At 73.3% G+C, this 17,151-nt stretch carries 18 protein-coding genes; 6 read left to right on the top strand and 12 right to left on the bottom strand.

What is annotated here, in order from left to right:
- Positions 1-77: 77 nt before the first annotated feature.
- Positions 78-656, top strand: a complete 579-nt coding sequence (locus F7P10_RS23400) for a TetR/AcrR family transcriptional regulator (RefSeq protein ID WP_151012238.1) — start codon at positions 78-80, stop codon at positions 654-656.
- A 78-nt stretch (positions 657-734) separates the two neighbouring features.
- Here the strand turns inward: F7P10_RS23400 and fahA are convergent, their stop codons facing one another.
- From fahA to F7P10_RS23445, 9 genes are all read right to left on the bottom strand, one after another.
- Positions 735-1,907, bottom strand: a complete 1,173-nt coding sequence (gene fahA / locus F7P10_RS23405; RefSeq protein WP_151012240.1) for a fumarylacetoacetase — start codon at positions 1,905-1,907, stop codon at positions 735-737.
- Complete coding sequence (locus F7P10_RS23410; RefSeq protein WP_151012242.1) at positions 1,904-2,755, bottom strand: hypothetical protein; 852 nt, start codon at positions 2,753-2,755, stop codon at positions 1,904-1,906. Before F7P10_RS23410 ends, fahA begins: the two co-directional genes overlap by 4 nt.
- A complete protein-coding gene (locus tag F7P10_RS23415) occupies positions 2,752-3,951 on the bottom strand; it encodes a homogentisate 1,2-dioxygenase (RefSeq protein ID WP_151012244.1) in 1,200 nt (399 codons plus the stop codon). The genes F7P10_RS23410 and F7P10_RS23415 overlap by 4 nt, the downstream gene beginning before the upstream one ends.
- Before the next feature lie 146 nt (positions 3,952-4,097).
- Positions 4,098-4,646, bottom strand: coding sequence for a MarR family winged helix-turn-helix transcriptional regulator (locus F7P10_RS23420; protein WP_151012246.1), 549 nt, complete (start codon positions 4,644-4,646; stop codon positions 4,098-4,100).
- 40 nt (positions 4,647-4,686) lie between these two features.
- Positions 4,687-6,066 carry an MFS transporter gene (locus F7P10_RS23425; RefSeq protein ID WP_151012248.1) on the bottom strand — a complete coding sequence of 460 codons (1,380 nt, stop codon included), beginning with the start codon at positions 6,064-6,066 and terminating at the stop codon, positions 4,687-4,689.
- A gap of 40 nt (positions 6,067-6,106) precedes the next feature.
- Positions 6,107-7,606 carry an FAD-dependent oxidoreductase gene (locus F7P10_RS23430; protein WP_151012250.1) on the bottom strand — a complete coding sequence of 500 codons (1,500 nt, stop codon included), beginning with the start codon at positions 7,604-7,606 and terminating at the stop codon, positions 6,107-6,109.
- Positions 7,603-8,427 (bottom strand): SDR family NAD(P)-dependent oxidoreductase, encoded by an 825-nt coding sequence (locus F7P10_RS23435; protein ID WP_151012252.1) that lies wholly within the window; start codon positions 8,425-8,427, stop codon positions 7,603-7,605. Before F7P10_RS23435 ends, F7P10_RS23430 begins: the two co-directional genes overlap by 4 nt.
- The gene (locus F7P10_RS23440) at positions 8,420-9,247 is read right to left on the bottom strand and encodes an SDR family NAD(P)-dependent oxidoreductase (protein WP_151012254.1); all 828 of its coding nucleotides are present in this window, start codon (positions 9,245-9,247) and stop codon (positions 8,420-8,422) included. The genes F7P10_RS23435 and F7P10_RS23440 overlap by 8 nt, the downstream gene beginning before the upstream one ends.
- Positions 9,244-9,846 (bottom strand): nuclear transport factor 2 family protein, encoded by a 603-nt coding sequence (locus tag F7P10_RS23445; protein WP_151012256.1) that lies wholly within the window; start codon positions 9,844-9,846, stop codon positions 9,244-9,246. The genes F7P10_RS23440 and F7P10_RS23445 overlap by 4 nt, the downstream gene beginning before the upstream one ends.
- A 93-nt stretch (positions 9,847-9,939) precedes the next feature.
- On the opposite strand from F7P10_RS23445, the gene F7P10_RS23450 reads away from it, so the two are divergent.
- Both F7P10_RS23450 and F7P10_RS23455 read left to right on the top strand, forming a co-directional pair.
- Entirely contained in the window at positions 9,940-10,656 is a 717-nt protein-coding gene (locus tag F7P10_RS23450; protein WP_151012258.1) for an IclR family transcriptional regulator, read from the top strand.
- Positions 10,657-10,733: 77 nt separating this feature from the next.
- Positions 10,734-12,467, top strand: a complete 1,734-nt coding sequence (locus F7P10_RS23455; RefSeq protein ID WP_151012260.1) for a pyruvate dehydrogenase — start codon at positions 10,734-10,736, stop codon at positions 12,465-12,467.
- Positions 12,468-12,479: 12 nt separating this feature from the next.
- Here F7P10_RS23455 and F7P10_RS23460 read toward each other — a convergent pair whose 3' ends face one another.
- The gene (locus F7P10_RS23460; protein WP_151012262.1) at positions 12,480-13,097 is read right to left on the bottom strand and encodes a TetR/AcrR family transcriptional regulator; all 618 of its coding nucleotides are present in this window, start codon (positions 13,095-13,097) and stop codon (positions 12,480-12,482) included.
- A 162-nt stretch (positions 13,098-13,259) separates the two neighbouring features.
- Between F7P10_RS23460 and F7P10_RS23465 the strand changes: the two genes are divergently transcribed.
- Both F7P10_RS23465 and F7P10_RS23470 read left to right on the top strand, forming a co-directional pair.
- Positions 13,260-13,613, top strand: a complete 354-nt coding sequence (locus F7P10_RS23465; protein ID WP_151012264.1) for a tetratricopeptide repeat protein — start codon at positions 13,260-13,262, stop codon at positions 13,611-13,613.
- A 10-nt stretch (positions 13,614-13,623) separates the two neighbouring features.
- Positions 13,624-14,769 (top strand): AMP nucleosidase, encoded by a 1,146-nt coding sequence (locus F7P10_RS23470; protein WP_218040128.1) that lies wholly within the window; start codon positions 13,624-13,626, stop codon positions 14,767-14,769.
- Here F7P10_RS23470 and F7P10_RS23475 read toward each other — a convergent pair.
- Together F7P10_RS23475 and F7P10_RS23480 are read right to left on the bottom strand one after the other, a co-directional pair.
- Positions 14,754-15,299 carry a dihydrofolate reductase family protein gene (locus tag F7P10_RS23475; RefSeq protein WP_151012267.1) on the bottom strand — a complete coding sequence of 182 codons (546 nt, stop codon included), beginning with the start codon at positions 15,297-15,299 and terminating at the stop codon, positions 14,754-14,756. The two genes, F7P10_RS23470 and F7P10_RS23475, sit on opposite strands and share 16 nt — an antisense overlap.
- A gap of 50 nt (positions 15,300-15,349) precedes the next feature.
- Positions 15,350-16,072 (bottom strand): hypothetical protein, encoded by a 723-nt coding sequence (locus F7P10_RS23480; RefSeq protein WP_151012270.1) that lies wholly within the window; start codon positions 16,070-16,072, stop codon positions 15,350-15,352.
- A 210-nt stretch (positions 16,073-16,282) separates the two neighbouring features.
- Here F7P10_RS23480 and F7P10_RS23485 point away from each other — a divergent pair, with 210 nt between their 5' ends.
- Positions 16,283-17,134: a TIGR03619 family F420-dependent LLM class oxidoreductase gene (locus F7P10_RS23485; protein ID WP_151012272.1), complete on the top strand. Its 852-nt coding sequence runs from the start codon at positions 16,283-16,285 to the stop codon at positions 17,132-17,134.
- Positions 17,135-17,151 lie beyond the last annotated feature (17 nt).

Consider the following 17,151-nt stretch of genomic DNA (forward strand, 5'->3'; position numbering starts at 1 on the left):
GTTTCTAGCGTTGCTAGCGATGCGGTCGACGCTAGCAGAGCGTCGACCGGAAAGCTAGCAATGCTAGAGTCGTGGTCATGTCGATCCAGGGGCGCCGGGAGCGCGAGCGGGCCGAACGTGAGCGGCTGATCATCACCGCCGCGCGGGAACTGGTCGAGGTGGAGGGCTGGGAGGCGGTGACGACCCGCCGCCTCGCCGAGCGCGTCGAGTACAGCCAGCCGGTGCTCTACAGCCACTTCAAGGGCAAGGACGCGATCATGGCGGCGGTCGCCGTCGAGGGGTTCGCCGACCTGGCCGCCGAGCTGCGCGACGCCCGCGCGGGGGCGGCGCCCGGCTCGCTGGCCGAGATCGCCGCCGCCTACACGTCGTTCGCTCGGCGCCGTCCCGCCATGTACGACACGATGTTCAACCGGGCCGTCGACCTGCCGTTCGCGACGCCCGAGGCGCCGGACGTCCTGCACGCCGGGTTCGCCGAGCTGCGCGAGGCCGTCCGGCCGCACGCCGGTGACGACGCCCCGGAACTGGTCGCCGAGGTCTTCTGGAGCTGCCTGCACGGCCTGGTCACGCTCACCCGCGGCGGACGTCTCCCCCCGGCGGACCACGACCGGCGCGTGGACGCGCTCGTCCGCCGCTTCACCACGGCCCCGACCGCCTGAGCGGCCGGGGTCCATGCTCGCCGGGTGGCGCCCTGCCGGCGAGTTACCAGGGTGCCGGTTCGGCGTGATACCGGGGTGTCAGGGGGCCGGGTGGACGCGGCCCCGGACCTCGCCGAAGCCGAGCCGTCCGCCGTCCGCCGCCGGGGCCGTCGCCGACAGGACGACCTCGTCGCCGTCGATCAGGAACGTGCGGGGCTCGCCCGCGACGTCGAGGGGCTCCCGCCCGCCCCACGTCAGCTCGATGAACGCGCCCCGCTGGTCCTTCGCCGGGCCGGAGACGGTGCCGGACGCGAACAGGTCGCCGGTGCGGGTCGCGGCGCCGTTGACGGTCAGGTGGGCGAGCATCTGCGCGGGCGACCAGTACATCTCCCGGTACGGGGGCCGCGCGACGAGCTGCCCGTTCCACTCGACCGACAGTTCGAGGTCGAGGCCCCACGGGTCCTTCTCCCGCAGGTAGGGGAGGGGGTCGGGGTCCTGCGGCGGGGTCGGGACGCGGGCCGCCTCCAGGGCGGGGAGCGGGACGACCCAGGGCGACACCGAGGTCGCGAAGCTCTTGCCGAGGAACGGGCCGAGCGGGACGTACTCCCATGCCTGGATGTCGCGGGCCGACCAGTCGTTCACGAGGACGGCGCCGAAGACGCGTTCGGCGAACTCGTCCACCGGGACGGTCGTGCCGAGCGGGGAGCCGGTGCCGACGACGAACCCGACCTCGGCCTCGATGTCGAGGCGGCGGGACGGGCCGAAGCCGGGGGCGCCGTCGCCCGGGGCCTTGCGCTGCCCGGACGGCCGCACGATCGGGGTGCCGGACGGCACGACCGTCCCGGCGCGGCCGTGGTACCCGACGGGGAGGTGCTTCCAGTTCGGCATCAGCGGTTCGGAGTCGGGCCGGAACAGGCGCCCGAGGTTGGTGGCGTGGTGCTCGGACGCGTAGAAGTCGACGTAGTCGCCGACGTCGAACGGCATGTGCAGGGAGACGCCGGACACCGGGTGCACGGCGCCGGACGGCAGGTCGCCGGTGACGGCGTCGCGGACCCGTTCGCGCACCTCGGCCCAGCGGGCGTGCCCCTGCGCCATGAACGGGTTCAGGGACGGGCGCGCGAACACGCCGTCGCCGAGGGCCTCGGCGAGGTCGACGACCGCGTCGGCGACGCGGACGCCGACGCGGGGTGCCGTCCCGGGCGTCGAGAACACCCCGTAGGGGAGGTTGGCGAGCCCGAACGGGGAGCCCTCCGGAATCGCGATGCGCGTCATGCGTGCTCCTCGGTGAGCGCGGCCGGGAGGAGCCCGAGGTCCGCGAGTTCGGTCAGGGGTTCGGTGATGCTGCACGTGCCGAACGACACGAAGGCCGCGCGGGCGGCGGCCGTCCGGCCGGCGGGCAGGGACGCGACGCGCGCGGCGATCGACGCGGCGTCCCGGTCGGCGAGCAGCGCGGTGAGGGCCGGGACCGGGTGCCCGTCCAGCGCGGCGTCCGCCGCGAGCAGCAGGTTCAGGAATCCGTGCTGGTCGAAGCCCGTGTCGGGGTCGGTGTTCCGGACGGGATGGTGCAGTCCGGCGGTCGCCTTGAACGGGACGCCCGCGCCGACGGCCGCCGCGACGGCGGCGGCCAGCTCGTCCGGGTCCGGGTACAGGTCGGCGGTGACGCCGCCCGTGCGGAACTTGGCGCGGTGCCCGGACGCCGCGAGCGCCGCGACGATCGCGGGGCGGCGCTCGTCCCGCGGCACCTCGACGTGGATCGGGACGCCGGTGCCCAGCCCGTCCACCGCGCGGACCAGTTCGGACGGCGTCCACCCGGACGGGACGGCGATCTCGAGTCCGTGCAGGTCGACGGGCAGGTCGGCGGCGGCGGCGAGGGCGGCGGCGGCCTGCGCGGGTCCGGCGGGCGCGGTGATCGCGAGGTCGAGCCGGCGGTCGTCGCCGAGGAGCGGGGCGAGGTCGTCCAGCGCGGTGGCGGGCAGGACGAGCGGGCCGACGGCGGCCGCGTAGGGCGCGGCGCGGTGGCGGTGGTGGGCGGGGACGGCGTCGGCGAGCGGCGCGCGGCCGGGCGGGAACACGGCGGCGTCGTCGCAGAGCCCGGCGGCGAACGCGGGTATTCCGGTCACTGCCGCGGCCCCCGTCCGGCCCAGGTCCAGGCGTACGCGCCGTCGTCGCAGGCGGTGCCGCCCTCGCCGAGTTCGAGGGGGCGGAAGGTGTCGACCATGACGGCGAGTTCGTCGAAGAACTCGGCGCCGACGCTGCGCTCGTAGGCGCCGGGCTGGGGGCCGTGGGCCAGGCCGCCGGGGTGGACCGAGACCGAGCCGGGGCCGATGCCCGAGCCTTTGCGGGCCTCGTAGTCGCCGCCGCAGTAGAACATGATCTCGTCGGAGTCCACGTTGGAGTGGTAGTACGGCACCGGGATCGACAGCGGGTGGTAGTCCACCTTGCGGGGCACGAAGTTGCACACGACGAAGCCCGGCCCCTCGAACACCTGGTGGGCGGGCGGCGGCTGGTGGATCCGCCCGGTGATCGGCTCGAAGTCGGCGATGTTGAACGTGAACGGGTACAGGCAGCCGTCCCAGCCGACGACGTCGAAGGGGTGCCTGGCGTACGTCATGCGGGTGCCGGTGATGCCCCGGGACGTGCGGTGCTTGACCAGGACTTCGACGTCGGTGCCGTCGGCCCGGAGGGGCTCGGCGGGGCCGTGCAGGTCGCGTTCGCAGTAGGGGGCGTGCTCGAGGAACTGCCCGTAGCGCGACAGGTACCGCTTGGGCGGGGCGACGTGGCCGTTCGCCTCGATCGTGTAGAGGCGCAGGGGCCGGTCGCCGGTGGGCAGCCAGCGGTGCGTGGCCGACATCGGGACGATCACGTAGTCGCCCTGCCGGGCGTGCAGGGCGCCGAAGATCGTCTCGACGGTCGCGGTGCCGGACTCGACGTAGACGACCTCGTCGCCGGTCGCGTTGCGGTACAGCGGGGAGTCGGCGGCGCAGACCGCGTAGGAGATGCGGACGTCGCCGTTGCCCAGCACGAGCCGCCGCCCGGTGACCGCGTCGGTCCCGGCCCACCGGTCCTCGGGGAACAGGTCGTGCAGCCGCAGGTGGCGGGGCTTGAGCGGATGGTTCGGCGTCGTCGCCGCGTCCGGGACGTCCCAGGGCCGCGAGTCCACGATCGCCGAGGGGATCTCGCGGTGGTAGAGCAGCGAGGAGTCGGCGGAGAAGCCCTCCTCGCCCATCAGCTCCTCGTAGTACAGCCGGCCCTCGCCGTCCCGGTGCTGGGTATGGCGCTTGGGCGGCACGTCGCCGACCCGCAGGTAGTGGGCCATGCTCCTCGCCTCCCGACGATGGTCACAATGGTAAATGCATTAACTATTTTCTGCCGACACTACGGCCCTTCTCCGCCGCAGGGAAGACCTAACCGGACGGGCGGGACCGGACGGGCGGGACCGGACGGGCGGGACCGGATGGGCGGTCAGCTGCGCTCGCGGGCGCCGAACTCCGTGCGGCCCTCGATCAGCTTGTCCAGCAGCATGATCAGCATCTGCCGCTCGGTGCCCGTGAGCACGTCCGCCCACTGCCGCTCGCGCTCGTGCTGGGCCGCGAAGATCTCCAGCATCGCCGCGCGCCCCCGCTCGGTCAGCGACAGGATCACCGACCGGCCGTCCCGCTCGCCGCGCGCCCGCTCCAGCATGCCGTCCGCGACGAGCGTCTTGGCGAGGTTCGACACCGCCGCCCGGCTCATCCCGGCGAGCGTCGCGGCCCGCCCCGGCTCCAGCGGCCCGGCGAGCCACGTGACGAACAGCAGCCGGAACCCCGCCCACGAGTGGCCGCGCGGGCGGTGCACCGTCGACTCCAGGTCGTAGGTGACGATCGCCGACGCCCGGTTCAGCGTCAGCAGCAGCCGGGTCGCCTCGCGGTGCGGGAACCCGAACTCCTCGGCCAGCCGGGCGCCGGCGAGGTCGACGAAGGACCAGAAGTCCAGTTCGCCGGCCCCGCGGCCCCGGCCGTCGCGATCGTCCATGGCCGCAACCCTAACGGCGCCGGGACGGTTCACGCATTGATCACTTCTCGGTGGTCCCGGCGACGGCGGCCGCCGGTCCCGCGCCCGTCCCCGCGTCCGTCCCCGCGCCCGCGCGGCGGGGGTCGTCGCGCGGTACCCGCAGGAACGCGAGCATGGCCGCGCAGACCACCAGGCAGCCGATCGGGAAGTACAGCCCGACCGACACGTCGTCCGCCGTCGCGTTCTGCCCGATCACGTACGGGCCGAAGAACCCGCCCAGCGCGGCGATCGAGTTGATCGCGGCCAGCCCGACGGCCGTGTGCTCGCGCGACAGCACCCGCGCGGCCATCGCCCAGTACGGCGCCATGTACCCGAGCACGCCGATCCCGACGAGCGACAGGCAGGCGAGCGCGAGCGCCGGCTCGTGCCGGAACTGGATCGTCCCGAACAGTCCGGCCGCGGCGACGAGCATCAGCGCGACCACGTGCCACCGGCGCTCGCCCGTCCGGTCGGAGTTGCGGGCGACCAGCACCATCCCGACCGCGCCGACCAGGAACGGGATCGCGCCGAGGAAGCCGATGTTCGTCGCCGAGTACGACGGGTCCAGCTGCTCGACGATCTTCGGCAGGAAGAACGTGAACCCGTACAGCCCGCACGCGGCGAAGAAGTTCGCGACCGCCAGGTACAGCACCTTCCGGTCGCGGACGACCTTCAGTTCGTCGAGCGGCCCGTGCGACTTCCCGGGCGTGTACTCCTTCGCGATCTCGCCGTCCAGCCAGGCGCTCTCGTCCCGGCTGAGGAAGCGGGCCTTGCTCGGGACGTCCGGCAGGAGGAACAGGACGGCGACGCCGATCAGGATCGCCGGGGCGCCCTGCAGGATGAACACCCACCGCCAGCTGCTCATGTCGAGCCAGTGCACGTGGTCGAGGATCAGCCCGCCGGTGAGGCTGCCGAGGATCATCGCGACCGGCTGCGCCAGCGCGAGCCCCGCGATGGCCCGGCCGCGCTCCTGCGTCCGGAACCACAGCGTCAGGTAGAGCAGCAGGCCCGGGAACAGGCCCGCCTCCGCGATGCCGAGCAGGATCCGGGCCGCGTACAGCTGCGTGACGTCGTGCACGAAGCCGGTCGCGGCGGTCACGACGCCCCAGCTGATCGCGATCCGGGCCAGCCAGAGCCGCGCCCCGACCCGCTTCATGATCATGTTGCTGGGGACCTCGAACACGACGTAGGCGAGGAAGAAGATCGCCGACGCGGTGCCGAACACCGCCGTGGTGACGGCCAGCTCGTCCTCCATGCCGAGCTGGGCGTAGGAGATGTTGGCACGGTCCATGTAGTTGAACACGTAGAGCAGGCCGACGATCGGCATGATCCGGAGCGCCACCTTCCGGACGGTGCGCCGTCCGATGTCGGTGTCCCCGGGGACGGCGGTCGTGTGCGCCATGTCGTTCTCCTCGGTGGGGGTGGGGTGGTGCGGACGGCCGTCAGCCGGCCGCGGAGGTCGTCGAGGCGGTCGCGGTGCCGGCCGCGGTGCCGGTCGCGGTGCCGGTCGCGGTGCCGCCCGCGGTGCCGGTCGCGGTGGCCGTCGCGGCGGCGGTGCGGCCCGCGATGCGGCCCATCGTGAGCGCGCCGGCGACCGAGTTGCCGCCGCCGACGTAGCGGCGGCCGAGCACGCCCGCGCCCGCCTCGCCCGCCGCGAGCAGGCCGGGGACGGCCTCGCCGCGGGCGTCCAGCACCCGCGCGGACGCGTCGATCTCCAGCCCCGCGTGGGTGCAGACCAGCTCGGCGGGCAGGGTCCGGACGGCGTAGAACGGCGGCCGGTCGATCGGGTCGGGGTCCGCGCCCGACCCCTTGTTCGCGAGGGTGCGGTGCCTGCGGAAGTCGGGGTCGCGGCCGTGCGGCAGCGTGTCGTTCCAGCGGCGCACCGCCGCGAGGAGCGCGCCCGCCGGGACGCCGATCGCCGCCGCGAGGCCCTCGATCGTGTCCGCGCGCGCCGTCCGTCCGGCGTCGGCCTCCGCCGCGACGTTCCCGGGCGTCCAGTGCGCGTAGCCGGGCGGCAGCCCGAGCCGGGCCCGCTCGTCGAACACCGCCCACACCGGGCCGGGCTGCGCGTCGATGATGCCGCCCGACACCGCGTACGAGGCGTCCTCGTCCATGAACCGGCGGCCGTGCCCGTTCACGTGGATCCGCGACTTCGGCGGGAAGCCCGACTGCCAGTGGTGCAGCCGCTGGAAGTACGCGGTCGGCAGCAGCAGCCCCTGGCCGTCCCCGGCGACGGACGCGCCGACCTGCCGCCCGAACCGCAGGTGGTCGCCGCGGGCGCCGGGCGCCGCGACGACGAACAGGTCGTCGCCCGCCCGCAGCGCCGCCGGGTAGTACCGTTCGAGCAGTTCGGGGTCGTGGGCGAAGCCGCCGGTGGCGACGACGACCGCGCCCGCCCGCACGTCCAGGCCGTCCGCGACGACGCCGGCGACGCGGCCGTCCGCCACGATCAGCCGCTCGACCCGCGTGTTCGGGACGATCTCCACGCCGCCCGCGCGGCACGCCCGCAACAGGGCCCGGACGATCCCGAGCCCCTGGTCGCGCGGGACGTGCCCGCGCCACACGTCCTCGACGCCCGCCTGGCAGAGGCCGGGCATGTGCGCGTTGTGGGAGACGACGGCGGGGACCTCCACGCCGAGCCCGATCAGCCACTCCAGCGTCGGGGCGGCGTTCCGGCAGAACGCCATGATCAGGCCGGGGTTGAGCATCCAGTGGTTGAGGTCCATGTAGTGCTGGAAGAAGCGCTCCGGCGAGTCCTCGACGCCGAGGCCCGCCTGCACGCCGGTGCCCGCGGCGGTGAACATGCCCGCCGACAGCTGCGTCGAGCCGCCCGGCTCCCGCTCCGACTCCAGCAGCAGCACCGAGGCGCCCGCCTCCGCGGCGGTGGCCGCGGCGGCGAGTCCCGCCCCGCCGCCGCCGACGACGATCACGTCCGGGTTCATCCGAGGTCACCTCCGGTCTGTTCGGTGTCGGCGAGGATGCGGTGGTAGAGGCCGTTGCTGACGAGGCCGCCGTCCACGGTGACCTCGGCGCCGGTCAGGTAGGTCGAACGGTCCGACAGCAGGAACAGGACGGTGTCCGCGATCTCCTCGGGACGCGCCGTGCGCCCGGCGGGGACGCTCCGGACGGCCGCGGCGACGAACGCGTCCGCACCGTCCAGCAGCGTGGTCCCGACCAGCCCGGGGTGCACCGAGTTGACCCGGATGCCCCAGGCGGCGAAGTTGCCCGCCGCCGACTTAGAGAGGCCGGTCAGTCCCCACTTGCTCGCCGAGTAGGCGGGGGAGAAGTAGCCGATCTGCCCGGAGATCGACGAGATGTTCACGATGGATCCGCCGCCGGAGTCGCGCATCAGCGGGGCCGCCGCACGCATGCCGTGGAACGGTCCATGCAGGTTGACCCGCATGACCGTCTCCCACACGTCCTCCGTGGTGGCCATGAAGTCCAGCCGCCGCGAGATCCCCGCGTTGTTCACGAGGCCGCCCAGCTCGCCCCGTTCCGTCCGGATCTCCGCGACGACCCGTGCCCACGCGGCCGCGTCCGCGACGTCCAGTTCGTGCGCGCTCGCCGAACCCCCGGCCGCCCGGATCTCCCGCACGAGCGGCCCCGCGTCGGCGACGTCCGCCGCGCACACGTGCACGCCCCGCGCGCCGAGCGCCCGCGCGTGCGCCGCGCCCATACCGCCCGCCGCGCCCGTGACCAGCACCGTCCCCGGATACCGGACGGTGTCGGCGTGCACGGCCGCGGCGTGCACGGCCTCAGACATGCCGCGACCCGCCGTCCACCGCGATGCTGTGCCCCGTCACGTACCGGGCGCTGTCCGACAGCAGGAACAGCAGCGGCCCCACGACCTCCTCCGGCGACCCGAGCCGGTGCAGCGGGACGGCGTCCAGCGCGTGCTGCAGCGCCGCCTTGTCCTCCCGCACCCACCGGGTCATCTCGGTGTCGATGTAGCCGGGGGCGATCGCGTTGACCCGGATGCCCCGGTCGCCCAGCTCGACGGCGAGCGACTCCGTCAGGTGCGCGACCGCCGCCTTCGACGAGCAGTACGCCCCGCGCCCCCGCCGCACCCGCACCGCCGACACCGACGACATGTTCACGATCGCCCCGCCCGGCCGCATGTGCCGCGCCGCCGCCTGCGCCCCGAACAGCACCCCCTCGACGTTCACCGACAGCGCCGCCCGGATCTGCTCCGGCGTGATCGCGTCGACCTCCGCGAACGGGAAGATCCCTGCGTTGTTCACCCACAGGTCGAGCCGCCCGAACTCGGCGAGCGCGACCTGCGCGACGGCCTCGTGCTCGTCCGCCTTCGTCACGTCCGCCCGCGCCGCCACGACCCGTCCGGGCCGGACGACCGCCGCGGCCTCCGCGGTGATCTCCTTGGCCGTCACCGCCATCGCGTCCGCGTCGATGTCGGCGCCCACGACGTCCACGCCGCGGACGGCGAGCGCCGCCGCGAACCGCGCCCCCATGCCGCGCGCCGCACCCGTGACGACGGCGACCTTGCCGCGCAGGTCCGGGTACGCGGCCGTCACCGGGGTCCCGACGACGCGTCCGGGGCCGGCCGGTTCGGGGGTCTCGCTCATCGCTGCCGCTCCTTCGTGTCCTGCTCGCGCCCGGTGGGGGCGTTCGGGTGCCCGGCCGCCCCGATCGGGGCGGCCGGACCGTTCGGGTCGTACGCCGGCCGGCTCGAGGGTTCGGCCGTGCCGGTCGGGGGGTCGGTCGTGCCGAGTGCCGGTGGTGCGGCCGTCCCGTCCGGGCCGCCGTCGCGGTGGACGGTGCGGCGGCGGATCAGCCAGCGCCCGCCGTCCGGGCCGTCCGGGCCGTCCGGCCCGTCCTCGCGGACGAGTTCGTCGGTGACGACGGTCATCCGGTCCAGGTGCGGCTCGCCGCCGTCCGGTGTGCTCACTATCTGCAGGTATGCATGGACGAGGGCGGTTCGTTCGTCCGCGCGCTCCGCGTGCACGTTCGTCAGGACGTGCCGGACGGTGGCGCCCGCGGCGCGCGCGTCGGCGAAGAACCGTTCGGCGAACGCCGCCAGTTCGGCCGTCCCGACGACGGGCCGAGGGTACGTGGGCGAACGGAACTCGCCGTCCGGGGTGAAGGTCGCCGCCCACTCGCGCGCCCGGCCCCCGTCGATGAGGTGGCTCTGCGCCCCGTACAGGCGGTGCAGCGACTCGAACATGAACGAACCTCTCAATGTGTGCTATTATCGCACTCAACGTGCGAAGTACGGACACAGTATGTAGCGTGACTCACACGCGTCAAGAGGAGGCCCATGTCAGCGATCGGCGACGGTACGGTCCCCGGTGTGGCGGCCCCCGAGATCGACTCCGGAATGTCGAAGACGCTGCACAACGGCCTGCAGATCCTCGAACTGCTCGTCCGGCACCCGCGGGGCCTCACGCTCACCGAGATCGCCGAGGGCGTCGGCGTGCACCGCACCGTCGCGCACCGGCTCGTGCGCACCCTGGAGGCCCACCGGCTCTGCCGCCGCGACCGCTTCAAGCGGATCTCGCTCGGCGCCGGCCTCGTCGAGCTCGCCGAACCCGTCGAGCAGGACCTGCGCACCCTCGCCCGTCCGGTGCTGGAGGAGCTGACCGACGCGACGCAGGCCACCGCCCACCTGGTGGTGCGCGAGGACGACGGCCACGCGCGGATGCTCATGATCGTGGAACCGCGCCGCGCCCGGATGCACGTCGCGTTCCGGGTCGGCCAGGTCGACCCCGTCGACCGCGGCTCGGCCGGGCTGGCGCTGCTGTCCGCGCTCCCGCCCGTCCCCGGCGAGCGTCCCGAGGTGGCCCTCGCCCGCGAGCGCGGCTTCGCCGTCTCCTACGGCGAGATCGCCGCGGCGGTCACCGGCATCTCCGCCGTCGTCCCCGGCGCGCCGACGCAGACCAGCGTGGGCCTGTCGCTGTTCGAGGCGTCCGACGTGGACGAGCTGGGCCGCACCGTCGTGGCCGCCGCGGCCCGCATCGGGGCCCTCCTGCGCTGACGCCGCCGCGCGCGTGTCGTTCGTGATCTATCGGGCATCCCGTGCTCGGAACGTCACGCGAGTGCGGAGGAGGTCCGGTGCCGACGGTCGCCGAACAGTTCATCGAGGTGCTGCAGCGGGCGGGCGTCCGCCGGATCTACGGGGTCGTCGGCGACAGCCTCAACCCCGTCGTGGACGCCGTCCGCCGCACCGACGGCATCGACTGGGTGCACGTCCGCAACGAGGAGGCCGGGGCCTTCGCCGCCGCCGCCGAGGCCCAGACGACCGGACGGCTCGCGGTGTGCGCGGGGAGCTGCGGGCCCGGGAACACCCACCTCGTGCAGGGCCTCTACGACGCGCACCGGTCGGGCGCGCCCGTCCTCGCGCTCGCGTCGCAGATCCCGAGCACCCAGATCGGCACCGGCTACTTCCAGGAGACGCACCCCGAACGCCTCTTCGTCGACTGCAGCCACTACTGCGAGGCGATCGGCTGCCCCGAGCAGATGCCCCGGATCCTCCGCACGGCGATCCAGCACGCGATCGGGCTCGGCGGCGTCTCCGTCCTCACCCTCCCCGGTGACGTCGCCAGCAGCGAAGCCGCGCACACCGTGCGCGAGCACGACTTCCTCGTGCGCCAAGGCGTCGTCCGTCCTCCCGACGACCAGGTCGACCAGCTGGCGCGCGCGCTGAACGGGGCCCGCAAGGTCATGCTGTTCTGCGGGGCGGGCACACGGGACGCGCACTCCGAAGTGATGGCACTCGCCCACAAGACCCTTTCCCCGGTCGGCCACGCCCTCCGGGGAAAGGAGTGGATCCAGTTCGACAACCCCTTCGACGTCGGCATGAGCGGGCTCCTCGGCTACGGCGCCTGCTACGACGCCATGCAGGAAGCCGACCTCGTCGTCCTGCTGGGCACCGACTTCCCCTACGACGACTTCCTGCCCCTGAAGAACACGATCCAGGTGGACCACAACCCGTCCCGCCTGGGCCGACGCACACCCCTCGACCTCGCCGTCCACGGCGACGTCCGCGAGACCCTGCGCCTCGTCCTCGAACACGTCGAGCAGAAACAGGACCGGACGTACCTGGAGACGATGCTGCGCCAGCACACGCGCGCGCTCGAGAACGTCGTCTCCGCCTACACCCGCGACATCGCCAAGCACACGCCGATCCACCCCGAATACGTCGCGAGCGTCCTGGACGACCTCGCCGCCGACGACGCGATCTTCACCGTCGACACCGGCATGTGCAACGTGTGGGCCGCCCGCTACATCACCCCGAACGGGCGCCGCCGCGTGCTCGGCTCGTTCGTCCACGGGTCGATGGCGAACGCCCTCCCGCACGCCGTCGGCGCCCAGTACGGCGCCCCCGGCCGGCAGGTGATCTCGATGTCCGGCGACGGCGGCCTCGGGATGCTGATGGGCGAACTCCTCACCGTCCGCCTGCACCGCGTCCCCGTCAAGGTGATCGTCTTCAACAACGCGTCCCTCGGCATGGTGCGCCTCGAGATGATGGTCGACGGCCTCCCCGCCCACGAGACCGACCACGAACCCGTCGACTACGCCGCCGTCGCCGGAGCCGCCGGGATCGAGTCGGCCCGCGTCGAGCGCCCCGCCGACGTCCGTCCCGCCCTGGAACGCGCCCTCGCCGCCCCCGGCCCCTACCTCCTCGACGTCGTCACCGACCCGAACGCCCTGTCCATCCCGCCGCACATCACCCCGCGGCAGGTCAAGGGGTTCGCGCTCTCCGCGGGCAAGACCGTCCTCACCGGCGGCGTCGGCAAGATGGTCGACCTCGCCCGCAGCAACCTCCGCAACATCCCCCGCCCCTGACGGGCGGCCCCGTCACCCGTCCAGAATCGGATCGACCAGCCGCAGGGCGTCCCGCAGGAGCAGGGCGCGGCTGACGGTCCCGTCCCCGGCGACCCACTCCTCCACCGCGACGCGGAACGCGCCGTTGAGCGCGACCGCCCGCACGCGCACCTCGAAGTCGGTCTCCCGCCGGCCGGTGCGCTCGGCGAGGATGCGGGCGAACGCCGACTCGGCGTCCTGGTGGACCTGGAGCCAGACGGCGCGCAGGCCCGGTTCGGTCCGGGTGAGCAGGACGAGCGAGCGGACCGCCTCCGTGTCGGCGTCCCCGCCCCACGCGGGATCGTCGACCGCCTCGGCGAGCGGACGGTCGCGCGGCCAGGCGGACAGGTGCCGGACGGCCCCCTCCAGGCCCCCGGTCAGCAGCGGGGCGACGCAACTCTCCTTCGAGGGGAAGTAGCGCCACAGCGTTCTCGCCGAGATCCCGGCCGCATTCGCGATCTCCCGCCCCGACGTCGCCGCGACACCCTGGGCGGCGAACAGCCGGACCGCCTCCCGGGCGACCCGCATCCGGGTGGCGGCCTTCCGCCGCTCCGTGAGCGGCGGCCTGCCCGTCCTCCGCGAGCCGGTCGCGCCATCCGGTGCGGTGGTCATGGCCGGTGCCTCCGGTCGACGTGCGGCCGGCGCGGATCCGCGGCCGGGCTCCCCTGGGACGACTGCAAGCGTAGGCGGCGGGTCCACCATCGCACCGGGAACCCCGACGGGAATGAACGGCGGGCCCGCCGGGTTGCCGTGAGCGACCGAGGAAGGGGGCACATGATGTACGAGGACTTCCAGCGGGCGCGCAACTACTTCGACGCGAAGGACTACGCGACCGCCGCGCGGCTGCTGGCCCCGATCGTCGCGGACGTCCCCGGCGACCGCGCCGCCGTCGAGCTGCTGGCCCGCGCCTACTTCCACAGCGCCCAGCTCGCCCCCGCCGAGCGGACCCTCCGCCGGCTCGTCGAGCTGGACCCCAGCGACGGCTGGGCCCACGAGGCCCTCGCCCGCACCCTCGAACGGCAGAGCAGGCACGCCGAGGCCCGCCCGTTCCGGGCACTGGCCGACGCCATGGGCGTCACCCCGGCGGCCCAGGTCGACGTCTCCCTCACGGCTGCCGACCTGGCCTAAGGTGTCCGTCGTGGACGATCACTCCGTCGAGGAACTGCTCGACGAACTCGACGCCGTCGACGCCGACGGCTGGTACCCCGCCATCGACGTCGAACGGCCGTGGTCGACGGCCAACCCGCGGATCACCGGCGAGTTCGCCCGGCCGGACGCGATCCGCCCCTACCTGCGCCGCGAACTGTCCGCGCTGGCGAAGGCCGGGGCGACCGTGACCGTCCGGGCGTCCCGCCCCGCCCTGAAGTTCGACGACCCCGGCTTCTTCGACGCCCTCGACGAGGACCGCGTCGACCTGCGCGGCAAGAAGCTCTTCCTGTTCGGCCCCGAGCGGATGGCGCTCTCCCTCGACCGCCTGTCGCACTACTGCGGGACGCCCGCCGAGTACTTCCAGCGGCACATCCTGTTCACCAACTACGCGATGCACGTCGAGTCGTTCCGCGAACGGTTCCCGGGCGCCGAGGGCCCGTCCCGTCCGGGCGTCCAGATGCCCGCCTGGCACCACCGCGCCCCGGACGGCACCGGCGTGAGCCTCGTCAACATCGGCGTCGGACCGTCCAACGCCAAGACCATCACCGACCACCTGGCCGTGCTGCGGCCCGACACCATGGTGATGATCGGGCACTGCGGCGGCCTCCGCAACCACCAGGCCCTCGGCGACTTCGTGCTCGCCACCGCCTACCAGCGCGCCGACCACGTCCTCGACGAGGTCCTCCCGCTCGACATCCCCGTCATCCCCAACCACCGGCTCAACACCGCGCTGCTCGACGGCCTCGACGCCGCCCGCGCCCGCTACCGCCTCGGCGTCGTCCACACCACCGACAACCGCAACTGGGAGCTCAACCAGCGCCGCACCCTCGCCATGATGAAGAGCGCCCGCTGCATCGCCGTCGACATGGAGTCCGCGACGATCGCCGCGAACGGGTTCCGCTACCGCATCCCGAACGCGACGCTCCTGTGCGTGTCCGACAAGCCCCTGCACGCCGAGCCGAAGCTCTCCGACGGCGCGCGCTCCTTTTACGAGGCCAGCAAGCGCCACCACCTGGACATCGCGCTGTCCGCCCTCGACCGGGTGCGCCGCGAGTACCCCGACGGCCTCCCCAACCAGGAACTGCGCGCCGCCGACGAGCCCCTCCTCGGCGCCGAGGATCAGTCCGCGCGGTAGCGCAGCAGGACGACCCCGGACGCGAACGTCCGGTTCTCGACCACCCGCAGCCTTGGCATGCCGGTCGCGTCCTCGAACAGCCGCGCGCCCCGTCCGAGCACCACCGGGTAGACGAACAGCCGGTACTCGTCCACCAGCCCCGCCGCGATGAGCGCGTGCACCAGCGTGATGCTGCCCGTCGTCACGATGTCCTTGCCCGGACGATCCTTCAGCGCCCGGACATCGTCGAGGCCCCGCAGCACCGTGCTGTTCCCCCACGCCGGATCGTCCATCCGGGTGGACACCGCGTACTTCGCCACCCGTTCGAGGTACTCCCCGACGCCTCCCGGCACGTCCGCGTGCTCCGGCCAGTATCCCCGCATGTCCACGAACGTGTTCCGCCCGAAGACCACCGCGTCCGCCGCGTCGCTCTGCTCCCGCAGCGCCTCCGCGATGTCGGCGGCCTCCTCGTCGGCGACGTCGAACCAGTTCCCCGTCGCGTCGATGACCCCGTCGAGCGTGATGTTCTCGGTGACGATCAAGTCGCGCATGCGTCCTCCTCGCGTTCGTTACGAGGGCAGACTTCCCCGGCGGCCGGGACTCATCGCCGCGCGGCCCGCATGTGCTCGTCCAGTTCGTCCAGCAGCACGTCCGGCGGGCACGCCAGCATGCGGACCTCGACGAACAGGTGGGCGCCGAACACGCGGTTAAGCCTGCGCACCCGCCGTCCCCGCGGCGGCCCGTCGACACCGGCGCGCAGCGTGACGCCGATGAACGGCTGGCCGTCGATGTCGAGGAGCCGGATGGTCTCGACGTCCGTCCACGGCACGTTCATCCGGTTGGCGGGAGCCTCCACGCACAGCAGGCCGGGCGTGAGGGCCAGGTAGTGCGCGCGCCGCAACCGGCGCACGGTCGTCCGGGCCGGCAGCCCGAAGAGCAGCGCCCCCGCGACCCCCATCGCCGCGACGCCCCACATGCCGCCCGCCACCCCGACCGCCACGTAGGCGACCGAGCCCGCCAGCAGCGTCACCATGCAAACCGCCGCCGCCACGAACCGCCCCCGGACGAACGGGAACACGAGCGCCCGCACCGAGCCGCCGTCCACCTCGACCGGCCGCCGCTCCGGCTTCCCGTTCGGGTTCCCGGGGAGCAGCAGCCAGGCGCCCGCAAGGGTCAGCACGCCGAGCGCGGCGGCGATCCCGCCACCCCCGAGGTCTCCGGGCAGATCGTTCCCCGCGATGACGATCGCGACCCCGGCCGCGACGAACACCGCGCCGCACAAGGCGCAGAACACCGGCGTCACGTACCCGGCCGGCCGTCGCATCGGCACCACCCCTCACCCTTACGACGCCACCGCAGGAACCACCGTTCCCGGAACGGGGGCAGGCAAGGGGATCGGCGCGTATTCGCAGACGATCAAGGCCTCCCATCTTAATGTATAGCGCCCACCGGGACTTGCGGCAAGCCCCTGGTTATGCACCAGAATCACCGAGCGCACCTTCGCGCGAGAGAACATACATCGGAGGGGTCGGTAATGAAGTTCGCGGTAACCTATAATGGTGCCCTGTTCGGTGCCGATCCGGACCGGATCATCGCCTACGCGCAACACGCAGAAAAATGCGGCTTCGAGGGCCTCTTTCTACCCGAACGACTGGTCCTATCACCCGGAATGAAGCTGCACAACAACGACGTTTCCCTGACGCTCCCCTTTCTCGACCCGGTCGACACCCTCGCCTTCGTGGCCGCCGCGACCGAGCGGCTCCTGCTGGGCACGGGCGTCCTGCTCCTGCCGTACCGGCACCCGGTGGTGCTCGCGAAACAGCTCGCCACCATCGACGTGCTGTCCAATGGCCGGCTGCGGCTGCTGGCCGTCGGGCTCGGCGTCGTCCCGCAGGACGCGTCCGCGACCGGCGTCGACTTCCGCACCCGCGGCCGTCGCGCCGACGAAGCGATCGACGTCCTGCGCCTCCTGTGGGCGGGCGGCGAAGAGGGCGTCAGCTTCCACGGCGAACACTTCTCCTTCGACGACCTCGTACAGTTCCCGAAGCCGTACAAGGCCACGACACTGCCTCTCCACATCGGCGGTTCGAGCCGTGCGGCCGCCCGCAGAGCGGGCCTGCGCGGGGACGGCTATTTCGCGGGCGGCGCCTTGGACCCCCAAGAGCGCGAAGCGCAGTGGCGAACGGCCCGAGCAACCGCCGAGGAGGCCGGACGAGACCCCGACCGCCTCGAATACACCCGATGGAGCTCGATCGACCTGACCGACGACGACCTGGCGACCTTCGCCGCCCAGGGCGTCACCCGCCTGGTCGTCGGCGCGTCCGCCCAGGACCCGAGCGAGCAGCACGACCAACTGACCCGGTTCGCGGACCGCTTCATGGCCTGAGCCCCGAACGCCCGACG

Source organism: Actinomadura sp. WMMB 499 (genome assembly GCF_008824145.1).
GTDB lineage: Bacteria > Actinomycetota > Actinomycetes > Streptosporangiales > Streptosporangiaceae > Spirillospora.

Bases quoted from the DNA above. Each gene is read 5' to 3' on its own strand.
- F7P10_RS23435 (WP_151012252.1), bottom strand. From the start codon at position 8,427: ATGTCTGAGGCCGTGCACGCCGCGGCCGTGCACGCCGACACCGTCCGG.
- F7P10_RS23485 (WP_151012272.1), top strand. From the start codon at position 16,283: ATGAAGTTCGCGGTAACCTATAATGGTGCCCTGTTCGGTGCCGATCCG.
- fahA (WP_151012240.1), bottom strand. From the start codon at position 1,907: ATGACGCGCATCGCGATTCCGGAGGGCTCCCCGTTCGGGCTCGCCAAC.
- F7P10_RS23475 (WP_151012267.1), bottom strand. From the start codon at position 15,299: ATGCGCGACTTGATCGTCACCGAGAACATCACGCTCGACGGGGTCATC.
- F7P10_RS23425 (WP_151012248.1), bottom strand. From the start codon at position 6,066: ATGGCGCACACGACCGCCGTCCCCGGGGACACCGACATCGGACGGCGC.
- F7P10_RS23480 (WP_151012270.1), bottom strand. From the start codon at position 16,072: ATGCGACGGCCGGCCGGGTACGTGACGCCGGTGTTCTGCGCCTTGTGC.
- F7P10_RS23465 (WP_151012264.1), top strand. From the start codon at position 13,260: ATGATGTACGAGGACTTCCAGCGGGCGCGCAACTACTTCGACGCGAAG.
- F7P10_RS23430 (WP_151012250.1), bottom strand. From the start codon at position 7,606: ATGAACCCGGACGTGATCGTCGTCGGCGGCGGCGGGGCGGGACTCGCC.
- F7P10_RS23420 (WP_151012246.1), bottom strand. From the start codon at position 4,646: ATGGACGATCGCGACGGCCGGGGCCGCGGGGCCGGCGAACTGGACTTC.
- F7P10_RS23450 (WP_151012258.1), top strand. From the start codon at position 9,940: ATGTCAGCGATCGGCGACGGTACGGTCCCCGGTGTGGCGGCCCCCGAG.
- F7P10_RS23460 (WP_151012262.1), bottom strand. From the start codon at position 13,097: ATGACCACCGCACCGGATGGCGCGACCGGCTCGCGGAGGACGGGCAGG.
- F7P10_RS23445 (WP_151012256.1), bottom strand. From the start codon at position 9,846: ATGTTCGAGTCGCTGCACCGCCTGTACGGGGCGCAGAGCCACCTCATC.
- F7P10_RS23400 (WP_151012238.1), top strand. From the start codon at position 78: ATGTCGATCCAGGGGCGCCGGGAGCGCGAGCGGGCCGAACGTGAGCGG.
- F7P10_RS23415 (WP_151012244.1), bottom strand. From the start codon at position 3,951: ATGGCCCACTACCTGCGGGTCGGCGACGTGCCGCCCAAGCGCCATACC.
- F7P10_RS23440 (WP_151012254.1), bottom strand. From the start codon at position 9,247: ATGAGCGAGACCCCCGAACCGGCCGGCCCCGGACGCGTCGTCGGGACC.